The organism is Mesorhizobium sp. P2_A8 (genome assembly GCF_056404935.1).
The window spans coordinates 122,954-145,986 of the sequence record NZ_JBFUDB010000010.1 but is presented as its reverse complement, the minus strand read 5'-3'; the positions used below and the strand labels follow the sequence as shown (position 1 = coordinate 145,986).

Sequence of the window (23,033 nt, the reverse complement as noted above, 5' to 3'; positions counted from 1 at the left end):
GAAACCATGTGCATCGCCGATACCTTCCGTGGCCAAGGTTCAAGGGGAAACGAGAAGCCGGTCAAATGCTAAGGAATTCATTCACCGGGTTTTTTGAAACCTTATTTAGAACCCTGTGCCAAGATGGTCCACAGGGCAGATTTCCTCGGGCGGGCAGTCGTATCAGTCATGACAGGTTCCATACTCATAGTCGATGACGATCCCGTGCAGCGCCGGCTGCTCGAGGCGGCGGTGACGCGGTTCGGCTACAACGCCGTCGTCGTCGACGGCGGCGCGGCCGCTCTCGATGTCCTCGACGGGCCAAGCGCCCGCGAGGTTTCGGTGGTCATCCTCGATCTGGTCATGCCCGGTCTCGACGGCATCGGCGTGCTGAAGGCGATGCGCGAGCGCGACATAAATGTCCCGACAATCGTGCAGACCGCCCAGGGCGGCATCGAGACCGTGGTCTCGGCGATGCGCCACGGCGCCTTCGATTTCGTCGTCAAGCCGGCCTCGCCCGACAGGCTGCAGGCGTCGATCGGCAATGCGCTCAAGGTCGAGGCCGTCGAGGGCGAGGTCAAGCGGACGTCGCGCCGGCGCGGCGGGCTTCTGACCTTCAAGGACATGATCACGCACAGCCCGGCCATGGACAAGGTGATCCGCCTCGGCCAGAAGGCGGCGGCGTCCAACATCCCGATCCTGATCGAGGGCGAGTCCGGCGTCGGCAAGGAACTGGTGGCGCGCGCCATCCAGGGCAGTGGCGACCGACGCTCGAAGCCCTTCGTCACCGTCAATTGCGGTGCCATTCCCGACAATCTGGTCGAATCGATCCTGTTCGGCCACGAGAAGGGTTCGTTCACCGGCGCCACCGACAAGCACACCGGCAAGTTCGTCGAGGCGCATTCGGGAACGCTGTTTCTCGACGAAATCGGCGACCTGCCGCTCGACGTGCAGGTCAAGCTGCTGCGCGCCGTCCAGGACGGCGAGGTCGACCCGGTCGGCGGACGCTCGACCGTCAGGGTCGATATCAGACTGATTTCGGCGACGCACCGCAACCTCCTGCAGCAGGTCAAGGACGGCAAGTTCCGCGAGGATCTGTTCTATCGGCTGAACGTCTACCCGATCTTCGTGCCGCCGCTGCGCGACCGCCGCGACGACATCCCCTATCTGGTCACACATTTCATGGACAAGGTGGCGCCGGCCGACCCGCGCCGTCGCCTGCAGGGCATTTCGGCCGCAGCGCTCGCCGTGCTGCAGGCCTATGACTGGCCGGGAAACATCCGGCAGCTCGAAAATGCCGTCTTCCGGGCCTCGGTGCTTTGCGAAGGCGATGTGCTGACCACGGAGGACTTCCCGCAGATCCGGGCGCAGGTGGAAGGGACAGTCAATCTCGACGTCGATGACGCTTCGCGGTCTGAGCCGTTTCCCCTGGACGTCCAGCCGGGCGACGAGGAAGCGCTGCCCGGCGAGGGTGCCCTGGCGACCGAGCCCGATCCGCCGGCCAGGCTGCAGCCTCGCTTCGGCACGTTGCGGGCGCTCGACGAACGCGGCAATGTGCGTGCGCTGGCCGATGTCGAACTCGAGATGATCAAGCTCGCCATCGATCACTACAACGGCCAGATGAGTGAAGTCGCCCGCCGCCTCGGCATCGGCCGCTCGACGTTGTACCGCAAGCTCAAGGAGTATGGCATCGACCCGGAGACCGGCCGTGTCGACCGGCTCGCCTCGTAGCGTGTTGACCTGATTCTCAACACCGCTTGGAGCGCATAATCCCTTCCGGAAACCACTTTCCACCATTGCTTTGGCGGCCTTCGGTTCGGGATCCATGCTTCGGACGCAAGGCCGGAGCCAGCTTGCAATGCCAGTATGCTCTCTGTATCGGGTTTCGGCGGGAATGTGGCGGGGCTATGGACAGGCCTGTTCACGCATTAAGGCTAACGGTAACAGATCGTGTTTCGGCCAAAGGCGGAAACATGATCTAAACCAGCGGTTTACCAAGAAAGCCTGTGAACGATTTTTGACGGGATATCGCCACGGTGTTACCGCATTTCGGCTTCAATAAGCGATGATTAACCATTAGGATCGATATTCGGATGTGATAACGACACATCCGTTTGGGCAAATCCGGGGACAAACGGCAGCCTGCAGGGCCTTTTGATTTGAACAGAATCGAACGACACACAAACGGGCGGCACCATCACGTGAGCGTCTGGCCGAAATGGCTGGCAGCGTTGATTGTCGCTTTTGGTTTTGTTGCCGCGGCCGCAACCGGCGCCAGCGCCGAAACACGTTCGCTCAAGCTTTATCACCTCCACACCCACGAGAAGGCCGAGATCGTCTACAAGCGCAATGGCCGCTACGTTCCGGAGGGTCTGAGGAAGATCAACATCATTCTGCGCGACTGGCGCCGCAACGAGCCGACCAAGATGGATCCGCGCCTGCTGGATCTGGTCTGGGAAGCGTATCGGGAAAGCGGTGCCACGGATTACATCCAGGTTGTCTGCGGCTATCGCTCGCCGTCGACGAACTCGATGCTGCGCAGCCGCAGCAGGGGCGTGGCCGAGAAGAGCCAGCACATGCTCGGCAAGGCGATGGACTTCTACATTCCCGGCGTGCCGCTGAAGAAGTTGCGCAACATCGGTCTCAAGATGCAGGGCGGCGGCGTCGGCTACTATCCGTCATCCGGTTCGCCGTTCGTCCATATGGATGTCGGCAATGTGCGCCATTGGCCCGGCATCAGCCGCCAGGAACTGGTCAGCCTGTTCCCCAACGGCAAGACGCTGCATGTGCCGAGCGACGGCAGGCCGCTGCCCGGCTTTGAGCAGGCGCTCGCCTCCTACAAGGCGCGCAAGGGTTCAGGCGCGCCGGCCATCGAACTGGCCAGTGCCGGCGGCAGCAGCAAGAAATCAGGTGGGTTCCTGTCGGCTTTCTTTGGCGGCGGCGACGACGAGGCCGACGACAGCGCCGATGTCGAGACCGCTTCGGCTGCACCTCCGCCCAAGGCTAGAAACCTGAAGCCTGCCGCGGCAGCCAAGACCAGCAACCTCCCGGGCATCGCCATCGTGGCGCCGGAGAATGCGCAGCGCGCCGAGATTCCGCAAGTTGCCGAGGAGCAGGCTCCGGAGCCGGAAAAGGACACGCCGGAGACGATCATCGCGGCGCTGCCTGCCCGCAGCATTCCACTGCCTGATTTCGCACCCCGGCCGAAGGCCGATGTCGGCGCCCAGCAGCCCGAGAACGTTCCTTTTGCCATGGCCGATGCGACAGCCACCACCGAACAGGCCGTGGCGACCGCGCATGCACCGGTGAACGTGCCGTTCGGCATGGCCGATCCGTCGGCCGCCCCGGATGCGGCCCAGGTCCAGGATGCGGCCCAGGTCGCGGTCAACAACGTACCGCTGCCGACATGGCGTCCCGACAATTCGCTGCCGGCCGCTTTGGCTCCGCCGCCCAGCAAGGATGTGCTGATGGCGCTGGCGGATACGGCTGAGCGCGGCAGTACCGCGACCGATGCGTTCTCGGTGCTGCCGACGGCACGGCCCGAGATGGCCAGGCCGGATGCGGTCAAGGCCGTGCTCGACGAGGCCAACGCCCAGGTCGGCGCCGCCGATGCGTACCAGGTCGCTTCCGTGCCCGCGTCCGAGCCGCGTTCGGCCTTCAACGATCCGTCGGGCGCCGATGCCGCATCGCCTCGCCAGGCAGTCGTTGCCCGGCCGGCCGGCTCCGACCCGGCCGCCGCGATCGGCGCCGGCGTGAAGACGACCCGCAAGGAATCGAGGGCCACCGCCCGCGACCTGAAGCCCGGCCCCAAGGCCATGGTGGTTGCCGCCGCACCGCAGGCCGCCCGCTGGGCGCTGACCAGCGGCGAGAATGTCGCCACTGTTTCAAGCGCCACGACAGCGCCGGGCTACGCCTACAGCATCGTGCATACGCCGCCGAGCGAGGTCTATACGGCCGGCTTCCAGTCGGGCGACCAGATGGCCGATGCCAACCGCTTCACCGGCAACGCCGTTAAGTTCCTGTCGGTCGCCCGCTTCCAGACCAAGTAACGGACCAGCCAGACGACAAGGCCGCGCCGGGCAACCTGCGCGGCTTTTTTGCTGTTCAATAGTCCCATGCGGTGCATTGAAGCGATTGCCGGATGGCCATCGGGTCGGGCTTGAAGGTGTGAAACGTGGTTCGAACTGACGACCGGCAACGAGCCGACAATCATCAGCTGAGACCGGGTCTCCACCTCGGGATCACGGGCGGCTGAACTTCTCGTGAACCCGGAACAGCCTGCCCGTTTCGGGGTTAGTATGAGTGCGTTCCAACCCTTGGGGATATTCATGAAGACAATTCTACTGGCATCAGTTCTGGCGCTGGCGGCGGCATCGGCCACTATCGCTCCATCACAAGCCGAAACCGTGATCATCAAGGCTGGCAAGCATCACTGCAGGACCAAGGTGGTCACGCATTGGGCTCACCACCGCAAGGTTGTGGAAAAGGTCAGGGTCTGCAACTGATCCTGTTCATGCAGGAAAATCTTGACCCGGTTGGCGAAAGCCGGCCGGGTCTTTCCATAGCCTCGCCGTAAGCCCGAAGCAGTGGATGCGTTATCGACCGAGCTTGCTCGCCGCGCGTGCGAGAGCCTCGATCTCATCCCATTTGCCGGCCTTGACCAGGTCGTCCGGCGCCACCCAGGAGCCGCCGACGCAGACGACGTTTGGCAGGCTGAGATAATCGGCCGCGTTCTTGCCGGTGATGCCGCCGGTCGGGCAGAATTTCACATCGGCGAGCGGCGAGGCGAAGGCCTTCAGCGAAGCGATGCCGCCCGACTGCTCGGCCGGGAAGAATTTCAGGAAGCGCAAGCCGGCTTCCCGTGCGGCCATGATCTCGCCAGGCGTGATGGCGCCGGGCAGAAGCGGAACATTGCTGCCGGCGGCTGCCGCCAGAAGTTCGCGCGTGATGCCGGGGCTGACGATGAATCGCGAGCCCGCGGCCGCGGCCTCTTCGAACTGATGCGCATCGAGAATGGTGCCGGCGCCGACGATGGCTTCCTCGACTTCAGCCGCCACCCGCCGGATCGCTTCCAGCGCATCGGCGGTTCTGAGCGTGATCTCGATCGCCGGCAGGCCGCCACGCGCCAGAGCACGGGCCAGCGGCACGGCGTCGGCGACATTGGCGATCTTCAGCACCGGGATGACCGGCTGGCCGTTGAGGAGCGACAGGAGTTTCTCGGTCTTGCTGGGCATCTGTCTCTCCGTATCGTGGGACAATTCAACCGATTAGCAGACGGGTGTTTCTCTGTCCATGAAACGAAGCGTGTCGCGATGTCACGCGCCGTGGGGCGGTCATGCCGGCCATTGCCATCAAACACGATGACGGGCCGATGAACCGGCTGCGCCTTGAATCGGCTGCGGCGAGCGTCTAGAGCAGCTCACGTTTCACGGAAACGGCGAACCGCTCTAACTTTGTCTTGACGCAATTCCGGACGGAAAGCCGATTCACACTTTTCCTGGAATTGCTCTAGGTGCTTTGGCAATGACATTGTCCACGCCAACAGACCCCATCCGCGTCGCAGCGCTCTACCGGTTTGCCCGGCTCGACGCCTTCGACGAACTGCGCGCACCGCTCGCTGCTTTCTGTTGCGGGCGTGGCATCAAGGGCACCTTGCTTCTGGCGCATGAGGGGATCAACGGCACCGTCGCCGGCAGCGAGACGGCGATCGCCGAACTGATCGATTATCTCCAAGCCATCGAAGGGCTCGCCGGCCTCGAGATCAAATACAGCAGTGCAGCAGACATGCCGTTCCACCGCATGAAGGTGCGATTGAAGCGCGAGATTGTCACCATGGGCGTCGGGGATATCGACCCGGCGAAGAGTGCCGGCACCTATGTCGCGCCAGCCGACTGGAACGCGCTGATTTCGGAGCCTGACACGATCGTCATCGACACGCGCAACGCCTATGAGGTGTCGATCGGCACCTTCAAGGGCGCGGTCGACCCAGCCACCGCAAGTTTTCGCGAGTTTCCGGCCTGGGTGCTCGCGCACCGGGAAGAGCTCGCGGGCCGCAAGGTGGCGATGTTCTGTACCGGCGGCATACGCTGCGAAAAGGCGACCGCCTACGTCAAGTCCCTCGGTTTCAGGGATGTCTTCCACCTCAAGGGTGGCATCCTCAAATACCTGGAGGAAGTTCCGGCGGAACAGAGCCTGTGGCAAGGCGAGTGCTTCGTCTTCGATGAGCGGGTTTCGGTGTCGCACGGTCTCGCCGAGGGCGAAGCCGAACTCTGCCGCGCCTGCCGCCATCCGCTGACGCCGAGCGAATTGACGTCACCGAAGTTTGCCGCCGGCGTATCTTGCCCGCATTGTTTCGATGCCCGTTCCGATGACGACCGTCAGCGATATGCCGAGCGCCAGCGTCAGGTTGAACTCGCGCAAGTGCGGGGCAGGGGCCGGCATATCGGCTCCTGATCCCGGCATCGACCGCTCGCCGCCGCGGATGTGTCCCAAGGATCCGTCATTGTAATGTCAAGCTGTGGGACCTACCTCTTCGGCGTTGGAAACCTGCCCGTTCGGCCGGGCAAATCCTGGAGGCACTGAATGTTCGATCCCAAGAAGCTTCTCGACGATCTGCTCGGCTCGCAAATCCCTGGCACCAGCGGCACCGTCCGCGACAAGGCTGGCCAGGCCGTGCAGATCGCCAAGGACAATCCGCTGGCGGCTGGCGCGCTGGCTGCCGTGCTGCTTGGAACGGGTGCCGGCCGCGAGGTGACAGGCGCCGCGGTGAAGCTTGGCGGACTGGCCGCGATCGGCGGTCTCGCCTACAAGGCCTACCAGAACTACAAGGCCGGCAACGCACCCGCGGAAGCGCCCGCGGCCGGCGAACAGGAATTGCTGCCGCCGCCCAAAGATACCGCCTTCCACCCGTCGCAGGCGCCGCAAGGCGAGGACGAATTCACGCTGACCCTGGTTCAGGCGATGATCTCGGCGGCGAAGGCCGACGGCCACATCGATGATGACGAACGCCAGAAGATCGCCGGCAAGCTGAGCCTTGCCGGGATTGGTCCCGACGCCGAAAAATTCCTGATGGCGGAGCTGGAGAGCCCGCTCAATCTCGACACGCTGGTGGCTGGCGCCAAGACCGATGCGCAGAAGCTCGAACTGTACACCGCGTCGCGCCTCACCATCGATCCCGACACCCGCGCCGAACGCGGCTATCTCGACCTGCTTGCCGGCCGGCTTGGCCTGCCGGATGCGCTGGTCGATCATGTCGAGGCGACGGTTTCGGCCGCGAAGGTGCCGGCCAAGGCGGGGACCTCGCCCAATCCGCGCTGGTAACCCAAATCGGCACAGGCGCCCTTTGCGGGGTTAACCGTCCGTTAACTCAGGAAGCGCATGATTCTATACAGTCGGACCGGCTTTTCCTCCTCCCAAGCCCGGTTCAGATCAGGGCGGTCGCCAATGACCGCCCTTTTTGTCGAGACCTATCAGTTCTTGAGCTTTTCCGAAAATCGGATTCCACTTTCGGACCAAGCTCTGGTGGTCTCGCTTGCCATCGCAGCCGTCATTTGCGATGCCTTCCCTTCTTGAGCCAAATCCCCAAAATCAGTCGAGCACGCGCAGCGCTGCCGGAGGACAACAGTTATGACCGAGCAAAGAACCGCCATCGTCACCGGCGCCGGCACGGGCATCGGCAAGAGCGTCGCCACGGCGCTGCTCAAGGCCGGCTGGAACACGGTGTTCTGCGGACGCCGCAAACCCGTGCTGGATGCCGCGATCGCCGAGGCCGGTCCCACGGATGCCAAGGCACTGGCGGTTGCCTGCGACATCAGCAAGGCCGGCGAGGTCGATGATCTGTTCGAGACGGTGGCCGAGGCTTTCGGCCGGGTCGACCTGCTCTTCAACAATGCCGGCATGGGCTACAAATCGACGCCGATTGACGAGATCCCGGTCGAGGTGTGGAACGATATCGTCGGCGTCAATCTCACCGGTTCGTTCCTATGCGCCCGCGCCGCATTCGGTGCCATGCGCAAGCAGCGGCCCATGGGTGGCCGCATCATCAACAATGGTTCGGTGTCGGCCTACGCGCCGCGTCCGGGCTCGGTGCCTTACACGGCGACCAAGCATGCCATCACCGGACTGACGAAAACGCTGGCGCTTGACGGTAGGCCGTATGACATCGCTTGCGGCCAGATCGACATCGGCAACGCGCTGACCGACATGGCGCAGGCGATGACGGTCGGCGTGCCGCAGGCCAACGGTTCGATCGCCGCCGAAGCGGTGATGGACGTCCAGCGCGTTGCGGACGCCGTCGTCCATATGGCCAGCCTGCCGCTAGACGCCAATGTGCTGTTCATGACGGTGATGGCCACCAAGATGCCGTTTGTCGGGCGTGGCTAGTTATTTCCCCGTCAACGGTACGCCGGGACGGAAGAGCGCGATCGGACGGATCTCGTAGACCGCGGTTGGATTGACGCGGCGCAGATCGCGCGCGATGGCGATGGCACCGTCCCGCGTCGCGCAGTCGACGACGTAGAGGCCAAGAAGTTGTTCCTTGGTCTCGGCGAACGGCCCGTCAATGACGGTCCCGTCGCCTGGCCCGCGCAAGGTGCAGGCCGATTGTGTCTCACCGAGCCGCGCCGACGGCCCGAGGCTGCCTTCGGCGTAGAGCCTTTCGTTGATCCGGAGCAGGTCGGCCATCAGGGCCGCGTCCTGCTCCGGGGTCAGCGCCGTGATGGCTCCTTCCACATGGTAGGCGAGGATTGCATAGAACATCGAGCGTTCTCCTTTTCTCCGGAATTGAACAGAACCTTGGTCCGACCGCAGCTATTTCGTCGTCAGCTAGAGGGCCTCGACGCCTGATCGACCAACCAGTCGACAAACCGGCCGATAGCCGGATTTGCCAGACCCTCCTCATGGCAAATGCAGTAATAGCTTCGGCTGGACGCGACGCCGAGCATCAAGGGCTGAACGAGCCGACCCTCATCGAGGTCCCTGAAGGAAATGATATCGTTTGTGAGCGCCACACCATGACCGTCACGCGCAGCCTGAAGCACCATGGCGAAATTATCGAAATAGATATCGGACTCCACCGAATGTGGCACACGCGCCTCCGTTAGCCAACGTCTCCACTGGTCGCCATCGTCTTCATGGAGCAGGCGGTGACGCAGGACGTCGCGCGGCTCGCGAATACCGTTCGGACCGCGCAGCAATTGCGGGCTGCATACTGGTGACGCGTATATGCTGTGCAGCATCCGCCACCAGAACCCGGCCCAGGGTGGCTTGCCATAGACGATGGCGACATCGATGTCCCGCCAGTCCACCTCTTCGAAATCCACCGCCGTGCGCATGCGCATGCGAATGTCGGGGTTCGCATCGAGAAACCGAAAAATCCGCGCTGCCAGCCACGTCGTGCCGAAAACCGAAGGCACCGACACGGTGAGGGTCGCCTTGGCGGCTGTGCTGTAGGCATCCGCCGATATTTCGCGGATCGATTCCGATATCTGCTGCATGGCAATGCCCACGCTCTTCTGCAGCGCGGCCCCGCGCTCCGTCAGCACCAGGCGGCGACCGCGCTTCTCGAACAGGTCGAGGCCGAGCGACAGTTGCAACGCGCGCAATTGCTGGCTGATGGCGCCCGACGTCACATGCAGTTCGGCGGCAGCCGCCGCAATGTTGCCCAGCCGCGATACGCTTTCGAAGGCACGAAGCGAATGAAGGGACGGAAGCGCCATTTGACACCAATAGTTTAGAAAAACTGCTCAAATTTTCCTTTAAAGATTTAGCTTGTTTGCAGAAAACTTGCAACATACCGTCCCCCGCGCTGCCCGTTCCGGGCCAGCCATGACAAAACAAATGGGGACCGCGATATGTTTCACACACCGATTTCTGCCGCAGCCAGACTGACCCTGGGAGGGATGATCGTCACCTTGCTTTCCGCCACGACGCCGACGGCGCAGGCTGCCGACACAAGTCTCGTGCGCGACGGTGTGCTGAGTGTCTGCACGGGTGGCGACTTTCCACCGATGCAGTACTACGCCAATCCCGGGGACGAAAAGCTCGTCGGTTTCGAGGTCGATGTCGTCGATGCGATCGCCAAGCAGTGGAATGACACCACGAAATACGTCGTTGGTGATTTCAAGGGATTGCTGCCGTCGCTCGGCGCCGAGCGCTGCGATCTGGTGGCTTCCGGCATTCTGGTCACCGCCGAGCGGCTCAAGGCCTACGATGCGGTTCCCTACTTCGTTTCCAACGTCGTGATGGTGACGGCTGTCGCCGACGAAGCAACCAAGACACCGGAGGATCTGAGCGGCAAGGTGCTGGCGATCGAGGCCGGCACCAACTACGAGAAGATGGCTGCCGACCTGAACGCCGAACTAACCAAGGCCGGCAAGGCGCCAGCCGAAATACAGACCTATCCGTCCGCTTCCGCCGTCATCCAGCAGATCCTGATCGGCCGCGCTGCAGCAACGATCACGCAGGATACGACTGCCGCGTTTCGTATCCAGCAGATGCCGGGCCAGCTGCAAATTCCATACAGCTATGGGGACGGTGAAACCTACGGGCTCTACCTGAGAAAAAGCGGTGACGAGCGCCAGCGGCTGGTCAAGGCGATCGAGGCGCTGCAGGCGAGCGGCGAGATGGCGACGCTGCTGAAAAAATGGAACCTCCCCGCGACCGCCACCGACGTCAAGCATACGACCAATTGAGGGAAGCGCTGCCGTGTTCGACTACAAGCTCTTCCTGTCGGCGCTGTTCGGCTGGCCCCTCGCCAAGGGCGCTTTGCTGACCTTGGTCCTTTCGGTTCTCGTCATGGCCGTCGCCCTGGCGGTATCCCTGGCAACGGCGGCGCTGGCCACGTCGAAGCGGCGCTGGATCCGCCTGTTGATCGCCGCGTTTGTCTGGCTCTTTCGCGGTGCGCCGGCACTGCTTGTGCTGCTGTTCATCTGGAACGGGCTGCCGCAGATCTCGGCGGTCTTCCGATCGAGCTGGTTCACGCCGTTCATCGCGGCGTTTCTCGCCCTGACGCTGATCCAGATCGCCTACCTGACCGAGATCCTTCGCAGCTCCTACGCATCCATCGGCGAGGGGCAATCGGAGGGGGCGGCGGCCCTTGGCTTGCACCGGGGCCAGATATTCTTCCTGATCGTCTTGCCTCAGGCGCTTCGCGTCGCGCTGCCGGCCCTGGTCAACGAGTTCATTTCGCTGCTGAAGGCAACCTCGCTGGCCACCGTCATCTCCCTGAAGGAGCTCATGACCGTTACCCAGTTCGCCATCGCCACCAGCTTTCGTTTCCTGGAATGGTATGGCGCCGCGCTGATCTACTACATGTCGATGGTTTCGGTTCTGACCGCCTTCCAGATGAAGGTCGAGCGCATGCTGTCGCGGGGACATCGTTGATGTCGTCCACCGTGCCCGGTGAGGCTTTCGACTGGTTTTCACGCGAGACCCTGGGGCAGGCCATCACGCGGATATGGGAGCCGCACGTCCATCCCTATTTCAGGAGCAATATTTTTCACGTTCGCGGGCGCGATGTCGATCTCGTCATCGATGCCGGCATGGGACTTGTGCCGCTCCGGCCGGTGCTGGACCTGCCGCAAGGCAAGCCGGTGATGGCCGTTGCAACGCATATCCATGTCGATCATGTCGGTGCATTGAGGGAGTTCGAGACGAGGGCCGGCCATCGCGCGGAGGCAGCCTTCTTCGAAGAGATGGCGGATGAGCACACATTGGCTCATCTCTTTCGTGCGCAGCCGGAAGCAGTTGGCAGATCGCCGGATGAGGCATGGTCGCTACAGCGTTTCCGTATCAGCCCGGCGCCGCTGGCCCGGATTCTGGATGATGGTGACCTGATCGAGACAGGCGACAGGTCGTTTCGCGTCATCCATCTGCCCGGTCATTCGCCGGGGTCGATCGGGCTGCTCGATGAACGCAACGGCGACTTCCTGGCCGGCGACGCGATCTATCGCGGGCGACTGGTCGACGACCTTCCTGGGTCGGACATGCCGGTCTACCGAAAGACAATGGAGCGGCTCTTACAGATAGATTTCAGCCAGGCCTATTGCGGGCATGGCGAAACAATTGACCGGCGCGAGCTGCGATCGATTGCAAGAGCCTATCTGGAGAAGCCCAGAGCGAGCTGAGCCTCACTTCGCCAGGAACGTTCCGATCCGCTCCAGCGCCCGCAAGATGTTCTCCTCGGAATTGGCGTAGGAGAGCCTGATGTAGCCTTCGCCGAGAATGCCGAAATCGGGACCGCCGATCAGCGCCACGCCGGCCTCGTCAAGCAGGGCTGACGCGAGCTTCTTCGCTTTCCAGCCGGTGTTCGACACGTTGGGGAAGGCATAGAACGCGCCCTTGGGCGTGATGCAGGAAATGTTGGGCAAGCCATTCAGCCCCTCGACCACGATCTTCCGGCGGCGATCGAAGGCGCGCATCATCTTGTCGACGTCGTCCTGCGGGCCGTCTATTGCCGCGATGCCGGCGAACTGGCTGGGTGCGTTGACGCAGGACCAACAATTGACCGCCAGCTTGCGCACCTTGTCGTAGAGGTGGGCGCCCTTGTCGCCATTCGGCCAGATCGACCAGCCCATGCGCCAGCCGGTCATCGCCCAGGTCTTCGACCAGCCGTTGAGCACGATCAGCCGGTCGCGGATCTCGGGAAAGTCGAGCAGCGAGCAATGCGTCTCGCCGTCATAGGTCATGACGTCGTAGATCTCGTCGGAGAGGATGGCGACGTCGGGGTGCTTCTCCAGCCCCTTGACCAGCTTCTCGATCTCGGCACGTGGCGTGACGCCGCCGGTCGGGTTGGCCGGCGAGTTGAGGATCAGGAGCCTGGTCTTCGACGTGATCAGCGACAGCGTCTCCTCGGCGGAGAAGGCAAAGCCGTTCTCCTCGCGCATCGGCACCGGGATCGGGGCGGCGCCGGTGAACTCGATCATCGAGCGGTAGATGGGAAAGCCGGGGTCTGGATAGAGGATCTCGGCGCCCGGCTCGCCGAACATCAGGATCGCGGCGAACATGGTCGGCTTGCCGCCGGGCAGGATCAGCACCGCTTCGGGCGAAACCTCGACGCCGGTGGTGGTCAGCGTGCGGCGCACCACCGCCTCGCGCGTTGCCAGCAAGCCATTGGCCGGCGTGTAGCCATGGTGGCCGTCGCGCAGCGCCTTGATCGCCGCCTCGACGATGTGTTGCGGCGTCTTGAAGTCGGGCTGGCCGATGCCGAGATTGACGATGTCGCGGCCTTGGCTTGCCAGCGCCGTCGCCCGCGCCAGCACGGCAAAGGCGTTTTCCTCGCCGAGACGGTCGAAGGCCGAAATCGTGTGGAGCATTTTTCCCGTCCGTGTGGTTCTTGCTGTTGGCGTGCGTTTTTGTGAGCTTCGGCCCGCAAAAGTCAAACGGATTGGAGCTTTCGGTGTCGGAAAATCTCAAAGATTGGCAACCGCGTCCGCGGCCCGAGCGCAAGGCGATCGACGGCCGCACCGTCCGGCTCGAACCGCTGAGCGCTGCAAAACACGGGGACGGCCTCTACGAAGCGTCCTCGGTATCCGACGTCGACGGCCGCTTCGCCTGGCTGCCTGATTATCCGCCGGAGACCCGCGCCGCCTTCCAGCCATGGCTGGACAAGGTCGAGGCCAGCGAGGATCCGCTGTTCTTCACGGTCATCGACAAGGCCAGCGGCAAGGTCGCCGGGCGCCAGACGCTTATGCGCATCGATCCTGCTTATGGCGTCGTCGAGATCGGCAACATCTATTGGGGACCGCTCATCTCGCGCAAGCCCGGAGCGACCGAAGCGCAGTTCCTGTTCATGAAATACATCTTCGACGGGCTCGGCTATCGCCGTTACGAATGGAAATGCAACAACCGCAACGAGCCATCGAAGCGGGCAGCCGAACGCTTCGGCTTCAAGTTCGAGGGCATTTTCCGCCAGCATCTCATCGTCAAGGGTGAAAACCGCGATACGGCATGGTATTCGATCATCGACAAGGAATGGCCTGATCTGCGCCAAGCCTATGAAGCGTGGCTCGACCCGGCCAATTTCGATGGCGACGGCCAGCAGAAGCGACGGCTTGAGGATTTTCGCGCCGAGTTCGGCGCGTGAGCTGAATTCGGCGCGCAACGGGAGTTTGCCATTGGCGCATACCCACGATCACAGCGGGCATGACCACGGCGCCGGTCATGTACATGGCTCGACCGACAAGAAACGCGTGTTGATCGCTGCCTGCCTGACCGCCGGCTTCATGGTCGCCGAAGCACTCGGCGGCCTCCTGACCGGATCGCTGGCCTTGCTGGCCGATGCCGGACACATGCTGGCCGATTCGATCGCACTCGGCCTTGCCTGGTATGCGTTTCATCTTGCGGGGCGTCCGGCGACCGGCCGTCTCACCTATGGCTTCGGCCGGGTCAAGACGCTGGTGGCCTATACCAACGGCATCGCCATCTTCGTCATCGCGCTATGGATCGTCTACGAGGCATGGGGGCGCATGCTGGCGCCGGTGCCGGTGCTTGGCGGACCGATGCTGGTGGTGGCGATCCTCGGCCTGCTGGTCAATATCGGTTCCTTCTTCGTGCTGCATGGCGGCGACCGCGACAGCCTGAACATGCGAGGCGCCATCCTGCATGTGCTCGGCGACCTGCTCGGTTCGGCCGCGGCCATCGTTGCCGCGCTGGTCATCCTGGCGACCGGCTGGACGCCGATCGACCCGATCCTGTCGGTCCTGGTCTCGCTGCTGATCCTGTCGACGGCATGGTCGCTGATGCGCGCCGCCGCTCAAGTCCTGCTCGAGGGCGTGCCGCCCAGCCTCGACCGCGATATGATTGCCAGGGATATCGAGGCGACAGTCCAGGGGGTGCGCGAAGTGCACCACATGCATGTCTGGTCGCTTGACGGGACAAGCAACATGGCGACGCTGCATGCCTGCCTCAACGAGGGTGTCGATGCCTATCAGGCGGTCAGCTCCATCAAGAAGCGGCTTGCCAGCGAGCATGGCATCAGCCATGCCACCGTGGAACCGGAATTCGGACAGTGCGCCGACGATAGCGACGACCACGACCACGACCATGAGCACGAGCGCGAGCACGATGCGGCTTCGCATCACGACCACCATCACCAGGCCTGATCGATTGATATCGATTGGTCCTGTCTCAGGAGTCCCAAAGCCTTGAAAACCAGCTTGACGAACGCTCACTGCCCGGGCGCAGCATGATGGATCGCGATACCAGGAATGCGGCCATCGCGGCAGCGTGGATCATGCTTCTGTTCGGCATCGTCGCATTCTACCTGCCGACCGTGATGCTGGCACTTGGCCGTTTCTCGACCGTGCTGGCCGGTGCCTTTGGCATCGTCTTCGTGCTGGCGTTTTTCTCCGTGTTCTGGCTGCGGGCCCGCAACCAGCGCAAAAACCAGGGTAAGTAGAGGTCTTTGACATGCGCATTCTGATCACTGGCGCGGCAGGCATGGTCGGCCGGAAGCTCATCGCCCGGCTGGCCAAGGACGGCACACTGCGCGGCCGCAAGATCGCAGCACTCGACCTGCACGACATCGTGCCGCCGCATGCACCTAGCATGGACAGCGTCAGCGTCACCCTCCACACCGGCGATCTCGCCGAGGCGGGCGCGGCCGAACGCCTGGTCGCATCGCGCCCCGATGTCGTCTTCCACCTCGCCGGCATCGTGTCCGGCGAGGCGGAGGCGAATTTCGATCTCGGTTACCGCGTCAATCTCGACGGCACCCGGGCGCTGTTCGACGCCATTCGGCTGGCGGGCTTTGCACCGCGCGTCGTCTTCACCTCGTCGATCGCGGTGTTCGGCGCGCCGTTTCCGGATGTCATACCGGATGAATTCCATCCGACGCCGCTGACCTCCTACGGTACCCAGAAGCAGATGAGCGAAGCGCTGCTCGCCGACTATTCCAGGCGCGGCTTCTTCGACGGTATCGGCATCCGGCTGCCGACCATCTGCGTGCGGCCGGGCAAGCCGAACAAGGCGGCGTCCGGCTTCTTCTCCGGCATCATCCGCGAGCCGTTGAGCGGCCACGAGGCGATCCTGCCGGTGCCGCGTTCCGTCGTGCACACCCATGCCAGCCCGCGTTCGGCGGTCAATTTCCTGATCCATGCGGCGGAGATCGACGGCAACGCTGTCGGACCGCGCCGCAATTTGACGATGCCCGGTGTCGCCGTCACCGTCGGCGAGCAGATCGAGGCGCTCGAGCGCATCGGCGGGTCGAAGGCGGTGAAGCTGATCCGCGAGGAGCCTAACGAGACGATCTGGGCAATCGTCAAGGGTTGGCCGACCCGGTTCGAGGCGCGACGGTCAAGGGAACTCGGCTTCAGCGCCGAAAAGAGTTTTGATGAAATCATCCGCGCGCATATCGAGGATGAGCTCGGCGGCAAGGTCGCCGGTTAAACCCGCAGCGCCGCGGGCGCGCAAAAGCATCATCCGCCGGTCGCGAGGCTCGCCGACAGCAGGAGCAGCCCGAACAGGAAGACGAACGCCGCGCCGCCGATCTCGACGATCGAGTGGATGCGGTTGCCCATGCGGCCATCGCCGGCGAAATACACCGCCCAGTTCTTGGCGGTCACTGCCAGCGTCGCCAGGGCGGAGACGGTGATGGCGGTTCCGAGCGACATCGCCAGCACCGACAACAGACCGCCGAGCCAGAGCCCGTTGAGAAGTGCGAAGCTGAGCACGATCAACGCGCCTGAACACGGACGGATGCCGACGGCCGCCACCGCCGACCAGGCCGTGCGCCAGTCGAAGCGGTCGCCCGACAGCAGCGCCGGATCGGGCGCATGCGAATGGCCGCAGGTGTCGCAGACCTCACCCGCCGCGTGATCGTGATGCGTATGATCGTGATCGTGTGCGCCATGGTCATGATCGTGCGCGCCGTGGCCGTGATGATCGTGCGAATGGTCATGCGCATGGTCGTGATCGTCATGCACGTGCAGGGCGTGCGAATGGGCATGCGCCGAATGGCTGTGAGCGGCATGGGAATGACCGGTGTGCGAATGGCCGGCATGGGAATGACCATGTCCCGCATGGGAGTGACCGGCGTGAGCCGCCGACAGGCTGTAGGCGGGGCCTCGTCCAAACAGGCGCAGGATGGAGGGGCCGAGCTTGCGCCACAGCAGCCAGGCGCCGAACAGGGTGACGAAGACATAGCTCATGATTTCCATGAACCAGGCCGCGTCGGTCATCGAGATGGTGGTGCCGCGCAGGACGAAATAGGCGAGCAGCATCACCGCGATCGCAGTCAGGCCCTGCAGCAATGCCGAGACAAAGGACAACAGGATGCCGCGCCGCAGCGCCACTTCATTGGCCACCATGTAGGACGAGATCACTGCCTTGCCGTGGCCGGGGCCGGCGGCGTGGAAAATGCCGTAGGCGAAAGACAGGCCGATGAGCACCCACAACTTGCTGCCGTCCTGGCGCATCGCCTTCATCGCTGTTGCCAGCGCGCGATAAAATTCCTGCTGCCTGAGATTGATCCACATCAGGATGTGGGCGAAGGGGCCGGTGGTGGGCGCCATGCCGTCATTGACGCCGATGCCGAGCGAACTCTGGGCATGCGCGGAGCTGGCGAGATGCATCGTGACAAAGGTTAGGGCCAACAGGCCGAATGCCAATCGCAGGGATGGTTTCGTCACCGGGTTCATCCTTCTGGCTGACAGGTCAGTTCGAGCTTGGTGGCGAAGATCTTGCTCATGTCGGTGCCCGTCGGATCGTTGAAGAAGGCATCCGTCAGGGTCTTCTGGTTTTCTTTGATCGCTTCGTCCGGATCCGGACGAATCACCTTGCTGGTGCAATTCGACGGCAGGCCTTCAACCGTGATGTTGGAGTCCTCGGTGAAGTCGATCGCCGTGTAGAAGGTCGGATCGTAGACGCCGATGTCGATCTTGCCGGCCAGCTTGATCGGCACCTTCGGCTCGGACTCGAACAGGATGATCAACTGGTCATTGTCGAAATTGGCCATCAGATGCGGCGGCGGCGTCATCGCCACGTCCTTGCCGTCGACAGTGACGAGCTGGAAGTAGTTGAACTCGGCCAGCGAGGCGTGGACGGTATCGGCGACTTCCTTCAGCTCCTTGTCGTCGAGCTTCAGGTCGGAGTTCTTGTCGAATTCCATCATCACCGTGCTGGAAAACAGATCGTCGAAGCGCCAGAGATGACGCAGCGCCTTCACACTTTGGTGATCCGGAGAAAGAATCACGTCGAGGCGAGCCTCGGCGAAGACGTGTGGATGCACATAAGCCGGTCCGGTGGCGGCAAAGGTCGCCGCCAAGGCCGAAGCCAGCATGATTGCGTGCCGTTTCAGGTGCATTCTCGGTCGCGATTCCATCGGCCTCGGAGAGAGATGTCGAGAGTTACCAGAAAGGGGGCGAAATTGGGACCGCGAGGCGCGACCATAGCCTGTCCCATCCCGATTGGATCGGGATGGGGCTCTGTCTGTTTGTTTGCGCATGATCTCCGGACAAACAGTTTCCGCTTGTCCGAGAAAACCGGCTTCCACTCATGCTCCAGGCCGCTCAGGCGGCCTCACGCGTCTTGAACCACTGCACCAGGAAGTCGACGAAGACGCGGACTTTCGCCGGCAGATAGCGGCGATGCGGGTAGACGGCAAAAATGCCGCCGCCCGACAGGATGCGGTCATCCATCACCGTCACCAGCCGGCCGCTCGCGAGGTCGGGCGCGGCGATGAAATCCGGCAGCACGGAAAATCCGAGCCCCGCCACGGCCGCGGCTCTCGCCGTCATCGGGCTGTTGACCTCGATCGGACCCGAGACCGCAACGCTCACCGGATCGCCATTGTCGCCCTTGAACGGCCAGTTGTTCAGTCCGCGGCCATTGGTGTCGACGATGCAGGGCATGCGGCCAAGGTCCTGCGGCCGCGTCGGCATGCCATGCTTGGCGATCAGTTCGGGAGAGGCGCAGAGCTTTATCGAAAACGGCGCCAGCCGCCTGGCGATCAGCGACGAGTTCTCCAGCCGCGAGATGCGCACGGCGAGATCGAAGCCTTCCTCGACAAGGTCGACGAAGCGGTCGTCGAGCTGGATGTCGAGCACAATGTCGGGATATTGCTTGGCGAAGTCGATCAGCGACTGGCCGATCGGCGCATCGGCGAAGGTGCGTGGCGCCGACAGCTTGATCCGGCCGCGCACGTCGCCGGACGATTCACGCACGGCATCGGCCAGGCTGTCGACCTCGCGCACGATCTCCGAGGCGCGCCTGTAATAGGTGTGGCCGGCCTCAGTCATCGAGAACTGCCTGGTGGTGCGGTTGAGCAGCAGCGCGCCGAGCTCGTCCTCCAGCTCGCGCACATATTTCGACAGCAATGCCTTGGAGCGGCCGATCTTGCGTGCGGCCGCCGAAAAGCCCTCGGCCTCGACCACATCGATGAAGGCACGCATGCGGGTCAGTGTGTCCATGGTCAGGCCTTTCGTGCCGCGTCGAGAAGTTTCCGGCCGAGCCGTATCAGGGCAATGTCGCTGCCGGAAGGGCCAAGCAGCGACAGGCCGAACGGGGCACCGGCGACCGAGCCGATGGGCAAGGTGATTTGCGGAAAACCCGACAGGCCGGCGAGGCACAGAAGCTGAAGCGCCCGTTCCCGATAGGCCTGGAACTGCTCCGGCGTGCTGTCCACATAGGGCGCCGGGCCCGGCACCGTCGGCAGGACAAGGAAGCCGTCCCTGCCGAGCAGTTCGCTCAGTTCGCCGCGAAAAGTCAGCCGGCGCACCGTCTCAGCCTGCGCTGTGCGGTCGTCGACGGCACGGCCGAAGCCGAAACGCTCGTCGACGCCGGGGCCGAGGTCGCGCTCGCCGCTGGTGATCCAGTCGCCATGCACAGTCCAGGCCTCCTTGGCCTGCAGCCGGCGAAAGCACCAGTAGAGTTCGTCCGGAGACGAGGAGAAGTGTGTGGCTGGCGTCGCCGGCGCGCCGAAAACCGCGCTCGCCAGCGACTTCATCTCAGCATATTCGGCAAGCGCCGGGCGGGCGACCAGCTCGTTCAGCCAGTCCAGCCCAAGGGGGCGTTCCAATGCATGTTGGTGCGGGTCGCGGCCGAGCAGCAGCTTGCCGACGGTCTCGTAGGTCTCGATGTCGTCGGCGAACCAGCCGAATGTGTCGAAGCTCGGCGCCAGCTTCATCGCGCCGTCGAGCGAAATGCGGCCATGCGTGGTGCGCAGCCCGATCAATCCGCAAAAGCTCGCCGGCGCGCGGATCGAGCCGCCGGTGTCGGAGCCGGTGGCGATGTCGGCCAGCCTGCCCGCCACCGCCGCCGCCGACCCCGATGACGAACCGCCGGTGACTCGGTCGGGCGCGGCCGGGTTCACCGGAAACGAGAAATGTGCATTCTGGCCGAACAGCGCGAAGGCAAGCTCGTCGGTCTGGGTCTTGCCGACGAAGCGCGCGCCGGCATCGAGAATCATCTGTACGGCCGGCGCGGTGCGCGTGGCGGCATTGCTTTCGGCGAATTTCTGCAAATTGCCGCAACCGGTGCGGTAGCCGGAGACGTCGTAGATGTCCTTGACGGCCAGCCGCAGGCCGGCCAGCGGTCCGAGCTCGGCATGTGCCACCGCCGGCATCTGGCGAACATCGAGAAAGGCGTTGAGGGGGCCGTGCGTGCCTGTCATCGTTCGATATCCGCATACGAGTGCACCAACATTGTTCGGTGCCAGAAATTTTACAACCTGGGATGCGATTTTTATTGATTGTGAAAGCCTTCGCCCTTATATCGCGTTTGCCCAAAGTCGCACGTGCCTGTGGGTGTCCGCCGATCCTCGAATGGTGAGGGAAATCGGTAAGGTAACTGGAGCCAACCCCTCCAGTCGGTTTAGCGGCCAACCGCCAGACCGAGGACACCTTGAAGCAACGACGGTGCGGGCCTTTCTGGTGTTCTGCCGGTTGTCCAAAGACCGGGGTTACTGAAGAGGCACACCTTCATTGCCGGCAGTGCGGACGGGTCTCCCATCCAAGCCAAGGCAGACAAAGCGAACCGAGGCCGGGCAAGGCCAAGGTTCACCGCCGCGAGACGGCGTTTCATGGTTCCGGGGTCTCCACCGGCTGGTTCCATGGATTTCCGTCCCGCCTTTGTCCACCGCGTGTTCGCGAGGCTGACAGCCCGCGTTCCGCAGCCTTATTGCGCGCCGAAAGGCGCTGATGGAGACCCCGATGGCTACCCAGCGCATCCTTGACTTCCTCGCCACCCGACGCCCGACCGGCCCCTGCCTCGTCGTCGACCTCGATGTCGTGCGCGACAATTTCCGCGCCTTCGAGAAGGCGCTTCCCGATTCGAAGATCTACTATGCGGTGAAAGCAAACCCGGCGCCGGAAATCCTGCGCCTGCTTGCTGCGATGGGCTCGTCCTTCGACACCGCTTCCGTTGCCGAAGTCGAGATGGCGATGGACGCCGGTGCGCCGGCGGACCGCATCTCCTTCGGCAACACCATCAAGAAGGAGCGTGACATCGCACGCGCCTACCAGCTCGGCATCCGCCTGTTCGCGGTGGACTGCGTCGAAGAGGTTGACAAGATCGCCCGCGTCGCTCCGGGCGCGCGCGTGTTCTGCCGCGTGCTGACCGATGGCGAGGGTGCCGAGTGGCCGCTGTCGCGCAAGTTCGGCTGCGTGCCGGCGATGGCCGTCGACGTGCTGCGCCATGCCAAGGGGCTCGGCCTCGACGCCTATGGCGTGTCGTTCCATGTCGGCTCGCAGCAGACCGACCTGACCGCGTGGGACCGCGCGCTGGCCGACGCCAAGACGGTGTTCGCGACGCTCGCCGAGGAAGGCATCGTGCTCAAGATGGTCAACATGGGCGGCGGTTTCCCAACGCGCTACCTGCGTGATGTCCCGGCGGCGCAGGCCTATGGCCAGGCGATCTTCTCGGCGCTGCGCAAGCATTTCGGCAACGCCATCCCGGAAACCATCATCGAGCCGGGCCGCGGCATGGTCGGCAATGCCGGCGTCATCAAGTCGGAAGTCGTGCTGATCTCGAAGAAGGCCGCCAACGACAATGTGCGCTGGGTGTTCCTCGACATCGGCAAGTTCGGCGGCCTGGCCGAGACGATGGACGAGGCGATCCGCTACCCGATCGTCACCGCGCATGACGGCACGGAGACCGCGCCTTGCGTGCTCGCCGGCCCGACCTGCGATTCGGCCGACGTGATGTACGAGAAGACGCCGTACCCGCTGCCTTTGTCGCTGACCATCGGCGACGAAGTGCTGATCGAGGGCACCGGCGCCTACACCACCACCTACTCGGCGGTCGCCTTCAACGGCTTCGAGCCTCTCCGATCCTACGTGATCTGATCGGCTCGCAAGAGCCGCTCAGATCATCCCAGGTGGGCGCCTGTCGTCCACCCGGGCTCGCCTGTGGAACAGTTCTCCGCTCGCCAGGGATTGCGGAAATGGACATTGCAAATTTCATTGTTGAGGGCGGCGCTTCACCCGCGGCGACCTCCTCTGTCGCCTTCGGCGACATCTCCCCCTCAAGGGAGGAGATTGCCAGTGCTGTTGTCATCGTTGCCGAAACCACGGCCGACGTTGCAGCGCGTGAAGCGCTGCTCGACGATGCCATGGGGCCGAAGCGCAGGACCAAGTCGTCGGAGAAGCTGCGGCGCGGCCGCCGGCCTTCGGAAGGCATGGCCTTCATCGCCCGCGATGCGTCGGGTAGCGTGGCCGGCACGGTGCGGCTGTGGGATGTCACGCTGGGCGAGGGCGGCCCGGCCGCGCTGCTGCTTGGCCCGCTTGCCGTCGATCCGTCACTCAAGAGTGCCGGCATCGGCTCGGCGCTGATGCGCCATGCAATTACCGAGGCGGCGCGGCTTGGCCACGCGGCGATCCTGCTGGTCGGCGACGCGCCCTATTACGGACGCTTCGGTTTCTCGGCCGCCAGGACCGGATCGCTCGCCATGCCCGGCCCGTACGAGCGGCACCGCCTGCTGGCGCTGGAGTTGGTGGAGGGCGCGCTCGACAGCGCCAGGGGTACGCTGAAGGCCGCGGGACGCAAGCTGAAGGCGCAGGAGCAGGCGTCGGCGGCCTGAGGCTGCAAGAGCGCCTGGAGCGGACACATCGTCGTCGCCC

24 protein-coding genes are annotated in these 23,033 nt (G+C 63.7%); 16 read left to right on the top strand and 8 right to left on the bottom strand.

All coding sequences use genetic code 11. From position 1 onward, the window contains the following. Positions 1-168: 168 nt before the first annotated feature. The 3 genes from AC1D10_RS27890 to AC1D10_RS27880 all read left to right on the top strand — a co-directional run bounded on the left by AC1D10_RS27890 (position 169) and on the right by AC1D10_RS27880 (position 4,484). The gene (locus tag AC1D10_RS27890) at positions 169-1,710 is read left to right on the top strand and encodes a sigma-54-dependent transcriptional regulator (protein WP_477277625.1); all 1,542 of its coding nucleotides are present in this window, start codon (positions 169-171) and stop codon (positions 1,708-1,710) included. A 470-nt stretch (positions 1,711-2,180) separates the two neighbouring features. Continuing rightward, positions 2,181-4,028 (top strand): peptidoglycan L,D-endopeptidase MepK, encoded by a 1,848-nt coding sequence (locus AC1D10_RS27885; RefSeq protein WP_477277623.1) that lies wholly within the window; start codon positions 2,181-2,183, stop codon positions 4,026-4,028. Between the two features lie 279 nt (positions 4,029-4,307). After that, positions 4,308-4,484, top strand: coding sequence for a hypothetical protein (locus tag AC1D10_RS27880; RefSeq protein ID WP_477277621.1), 177 nt, complete (start codon positions 4,308-4,310; stop codon positions 4,482-4,484). A 90-nt stretch (positions 4,485-4,574) separates the two neighbouring features. Here AC1D10_RS27880 and AC1D10_RS27875 read toward each other — a convergent pair whose 3' ends face one another. Continuing rightward, complete coding sequence (locus tag AC1D10_RS27875; protein ID WP_477277619.1) at positions 4,575-5,213, bottom strand: 2-dehydro-3-deoxy-phosphogluconate aldolase; 639 nt, start codon at positions 5,211-5,213, stop codon at positions 4,575-4,577. A gap of 289 nt (positions 5,214-5,502) precedes the next feature. On the opposite strand from AC1D10_RS27875, the gene trhO reads away from it, so the two are divergent. From trhO to AC1D10_RS27855, 4 genes are all read left to right on the top strand, one after another. Next, a complete protein-coding gene (trhO, locus tag AC1D10_RS27870; protein WP_477277617.1) occupies positions 5,503-6,432 on the top strand; it encodes an oxygen-dependent tRNA uridine(34) hydroxylase TrhO in 930 nt (309 codons plus the stop codon). Positions 6,433-6,561: 129 nt separating this feature from the next. After that, a complete protein-coding gene (locus tag AC1D10_RS27865) occupies positions 6,562-7,299 on the top strand; it encodes a tellurite resistance TerB family protein (RefSeq protein ID WP_477277615.1) in 738 nt (245 codons plus the stop codon). Between the two features lie 123 nt (positions 7,300-7,422). Then, a complete protein-coding gene (locus AC1D10_RS27860; protein ID WP_477277613.1) occupies positions 7,423-7,551 on the top strand; it encodes a hypothetical protein in 129 nt (42 codons plus the stop codon). 54 nt (positions 7,552-7,605) lie between these two features. After that, positions 7,606-8,361 carry an SDR family oxidoreductase gene (locus AC1D10_RS27855; protein ID WP_379102648.1) on the top strand — a complete coding sequence of 252 codons (756 nt, stop codon included), beginning with the start codon at positions 7,606-7,608 and terminating at the stop codon, positions 8,359-8,361. On the opposite strand, the gene AC1D10_RS27850 is transcribed toward AC1D10_RS27855, so the two are convergent. Further along, the gene (locus AC1D10_RS27850) at positions 8,362-8,736 is read right to left on the bottom strand and encodes a YciI family protein (protein WP_477277611.1); all 375 of its coding nucleotides are present in this window, start codon (positions 8,734-8,736) and stop codon (positions 8,362-8,364) included. A 62-nt stretch (positions 8,737-8,798) separates the two neighbouring features. Next, the gene (locus AC1D10_RS27845; protein WP_477277609.1) at positions 8,799-9,695 is read right to left on the bottom strand and encodes a LysR substrate-binding domain-containing protein; all 897 of its coding nucleotides are present in this window, start codon (positions 9,693-9,695) and stop codon (positions 8,799-8,801) included. 135 nt (positions 9,696-9,830) lie between these two features. On the opposite strand from AC1D10_RS27845, the gene AC1D10_RS27840 reads away from it, so the two are divergent. The 3 genes from AC1D10_RS27840 to AC1D10_RS27830 are packed head-to-tail and all read left to right on the top strand — an operon-like array spanning position 9,831 to position 12,104. Then, positions 9,831-10,670 carry a transporter substrate-binding domain-containing protein gene (locus AC1D10_RS27840; RefSeq protein ID WP_477277607.1) on the top strand — a complete coding sequence of 280 codons (840 nt, stop codon included), beginning with the start codon at positions 9,831-9,833 and terminating at the stop codon, positions 10,668-10,670. 13 nt (positions 10,671-10,683) lie between these two features. Beyond that, positions 10,684-11,361, top strand: a complete 678-nt coding sequence (locus AC1D10_RS27835) for an amino acid ABC transporter permease (protein WP_477277605.1) — start codon at positions 10,684-10,686, stop codon at positions 11,359-11,361. Continuing rightward, positions 11,361-12,104 carry an MBL fold metallo-hydrolase gene (locus AC1D10_RS27830; protein ID WP_477277603.1) on the top strand — a complete coding sequence of 248 codons (744 nt, stop codon included), beginning with the start codon at positions 11,361-11,363 and terminating at the stop codon, positions 12,102-12,104. The genes AC1D10_RS27835 and AC1D10_RS27830 overlap by 1 nt, the downstream gene beginning before the upstream one ends. Positions 12,105-12,107: 3 nt before the next feature. On the opposite strand, the gene AC1D10_RS27825 is transcribed toward AC1D10_RS27830, so the two are convergent. Beyond that, positions 12,108-13,292, bottom strand: coding sequence for a pyridoxal phosphate-dependent aminotransferase (locus tag AC1D10_RS27825; protein ID WP_477277601.1), 1,185 nt, complete (start codon positions 13,290-13,292; stop codon positions 12,108-12,110). An 83-nt stretch (positions 13,293-13,375) separates the two neighbouring features. On the opposite strand from AC1D10_RS27825, the gene AC1D10_RS27820 reads away from it, so the two are divergent. The 4 genes from AC1D10_RS27820 (at position 13,376) to denD (ending at position 16,365) form a co-directional block, all read left to right on the top strand. Beyond that, a complete protein-coding gene (locus tag AC1D10_RS27820) occupies positions 13,376-14,062 on the top strand; it encodes a GNAT family N-acetyltransferase (RefSeq protein WP_477277599.1) in 687 nt (228 codons plus the stop codon). A gap of 31 nt (positions 14,063-14,093) precedes the next feature. Further along, positions 14,094-15,080 carry a cation diffusion facilitator family transporter gene (locus AC1D10_RS27815; RefSeq protein ID WP_477277597.1) on the top strand — a complete coding sequence of 329 codons (987 nt, stop codon included), beginning with the start codon at positions 14,094-14,096 and terminating at the stop codon, positions 15,078-15,080. Positions 15,081-15,163: 83 nt separating this feature from the next. Next, the gene (locus tag AC1D10_RS27810) at positions 15,164-15,376 is read left to right on the top strand and encodes a hypothetical protein (protein WP_477277595.1); all 213 of its coding nucleotides are present in this window, start codon (positions 15,164-15,166) and stop codon (positions 15,374-15,376) included. An 11-nt stretch (positions 15,377-15,387) separates the two neighbouring features. Then, positions 15,388-16,365: a D-erythronate dehydrogenase gene (gene denD / locus AC1D10_RS27805; RefSeq protein WP_477277593.1), complete on the top strand. Its 978-nt coding sequence runs from the start codon at positions 15,388-15,390 to the stop codon at positions 16,363-16,365. 29 nt (positions 16,366-16,394) lie between these two features. Here denD and AC1D10_RS27800 read toward each other — a convergent pair whose 3' ends face one another. The 4 genes from AC1D10_RS27800 to AC1D10_RS27785 form a co-directional block, all read right to left on the bottom strand. Continuing rightward, on the bottom strand, positions 16,395-17,615 hold the full coding sequence (locus AC1D10_RS27800; protein ID WP_477277591.1) for a nickel/cobalt transporter: 1,221 nt from the start codon (positions 17,613-17,615) through the stop codon (positions 16,395-16,397). Continuing rightward, positions 17,612-18,280 carry a DUF1007 family protein gene (locus AC1D10_RS27795; protein ID WP_378922144.1) on the bottom strand — a complete coding sequence of 223 codons (669 nt, stop codon included), beginning with the start codon at positions 18,278-18,280 and terminating at the stop codon, positions 17,612-17,614. Before AC1D10_RS27795 ends, AC1D10_RS27800 begins: the two co-directional genes overlap by 4 nt. Before the next feature lie 205 nt (positions 18,281-18,485). Further along, positions 18,486-19,385, bottom strand: coding sequence for a LysR family transcriptional regulator (locus tag AC1D10_RS27790; protein WP_477277588.1), 900 nt, complete (start codon positions 19,383-19,385; stop codon positions 18,486-18,488). Positions 19,386-19,387: 2 nt separating this feature from the next. Next, complete coding sequence (locus AC1D10_RS27785) at positions 19,388-20,587, bottom strand: amidase (RefSeq protein ID WP_477277586.1); 1,200 nt, start codon at positions 20,585-20,587, stop codon at positions 19,388-19,390. A gap of 538 nt (positions 20,588-21,125) precedes the next feature. Here AC1D10_RS27785 and odc2 point away from each other — a divergent pair. Together odc2 and AC1D10_RS27775 are read left to right on the top strand one after the other, a co-directional pair. Continuing rightward, positions 21,126-22,259 (top strand): ornithine/lysine decarboxylase, encoded by a 1,134-nt coding sequence (gene odc2 / locus AC1D10_RS27780; protein WP_477277584.1) that lies wholly within the window; start codon positions 21,126-21,128, stop codon positions 22,257-22,259. A gap of 98 nt (positions 22,260-22,357) precedes the next feature. Further along, positions 22,358-22,993 carry a GNAT family N-acetyltransferase gene (locus AC1D10_RS27775; protein ID WP_477277582.1) on the top strand — a complete coding sequence of 212 codons (636 nt, stop codon included), beginning with the start codon at positions 22,358-22,360 and terminating at the stop codon, positions 22,991-22,993. The last annotated feature ends 40 nt before the right edge of the window (positions 22,994-23,033 follow it).

Coding starts and splice junctions, on each gene's coding strand:
- AC1D10_RS27785 (WP_477277586.1), bottom strand. CDS start 20,587: ATGACAGGCACGCACGGCCCCCTCAACGCCTTTCTCGATGTTCGCCAG.
- AC1D10_RS27890 (WP_477277625.1), top strand. CDS start 169: ATGACAGGTTCCATACTCATAGTCGATGACGATCCCGTGCAGCGCCGG.
- denD (WP_477277593.1), top strand. CDS start 15,388: ATGCGCATTCTGATCACTGGCGCGGCAGGCATGGTCGGCCGGAAGCTC.
- AC1D10_RS27825 (WP_477277601.1), bottom strand. CDS start 13,292: ATGCTCCACACGATTTCGGCCTTCGACCGTCTCGGCGAGGAAAACGCC.
- AC1D10_RS27850 (WP_477277611.1), bottom strand. CDS start 8,736: ATGTTCTATGCAATCCTCGCCTACCATGTGGAAGGAGCCATCACGGCG.
- AC1D10_RS27880 (WP_477277621.1), top strand. CDS start 4,308: ATGAAGACAATTCTACTGGCATCAGTTCTGGCGCTGGCGGCGGCATCG.
- AC1D10_RS27775 (WP_477277582.1), top strand. CDS start 22,358: ATGGACATTGCAAATTTCATTGTTGAGGGCGGCGCTTCACCCGCGGCG.
- AC1D10_RS27875 (WP_477277619.1), bottom strand. CDS start 5,213: ATGCCCAGCAAGACCGAGAAACTCCTGTCGCTCCTCAACGGCCAGCCG.
- AC1D10_RS27810 (WP_477277595.1), top strand. CDS start 15,164: ATGATGGATCGCGATACCAGGAATGCGGCCATCGCGGCAGCGTGGATC.
- AC1D10_RS27855 (WP_379102648.1), top strand. CDS start 7,606: ATGACCGAGCAAAGAACCGCCATCGTCACCGGCGCCGGCACGGGCATC.
- AC1D10_RS27790 (WP_477277588.1), bottom strand. CDS start 19,385: ATGGACACACTGACCCGCATGCGTGCCTTCATCGATGTGGTCGAGGCC.
- AC1D10_RS27795 (WP_378922144.1), bottom strand. CDS start 18,280: ATGCACCTGAAACGGCACGCAATCATGCTGGCTTCGGCCTTGGCGGCG.
- odc2 (WP_477277584.1), top strand. CDS start 21,126: ATGGCTACCCAGCGCATCCTTGACTTCCTCGCCACCCGACGCCCGACC.
- AC1D10_RS27830 (WP_477277603.1), top strand. CDS start 11,361: ATGTCGTCCACCGTGCCCGGTGAGGCTTTCGACTGGTTTTCACGCGAG.
- AC1D10_RS27860 (WP_477277613.1), top strand. CDS start 7,423: ATGACCGCCCTTTTTGTCGAGACCTATCAGTTCTTGAGCTTTTCCGAA.
- trhO (WP_477277617.1), top strand. CDS start 5,503: ATGACATTGTCCACGCCAACAGACCCCATCCGCGTCGCAGCGCTCTAC.
- AC1D10_RS27800 (WP_477277591.1), bottom strand. CDS start 17,615: ATGAACCCGGTGACGAAACCATCCCTGCGATTGGCATTCGGCCTGTTG.
- AC1D10_RS27840 (WP_477277607.1), top strand. CDS start 9,831: ATGTTTCACACACCGATTTCTGCCGCAGCCAGACTGACCCTGGGAGGG.
- AC1D10_RS27845 (WP_477277609.1), bottom strand. CDS start 9,695: ATGGCGCTTCCGTCCCTTCATTCGCTTCGTGCCTTCGAAAGCGTATCG.
- AC1D10_RS27865 (WP_477277615.1), top strand. CDS start 6,562: ATGTTCGATCCCAAGAAGCTTCTCGACGATCTGCTCGGCTCGCAAATC.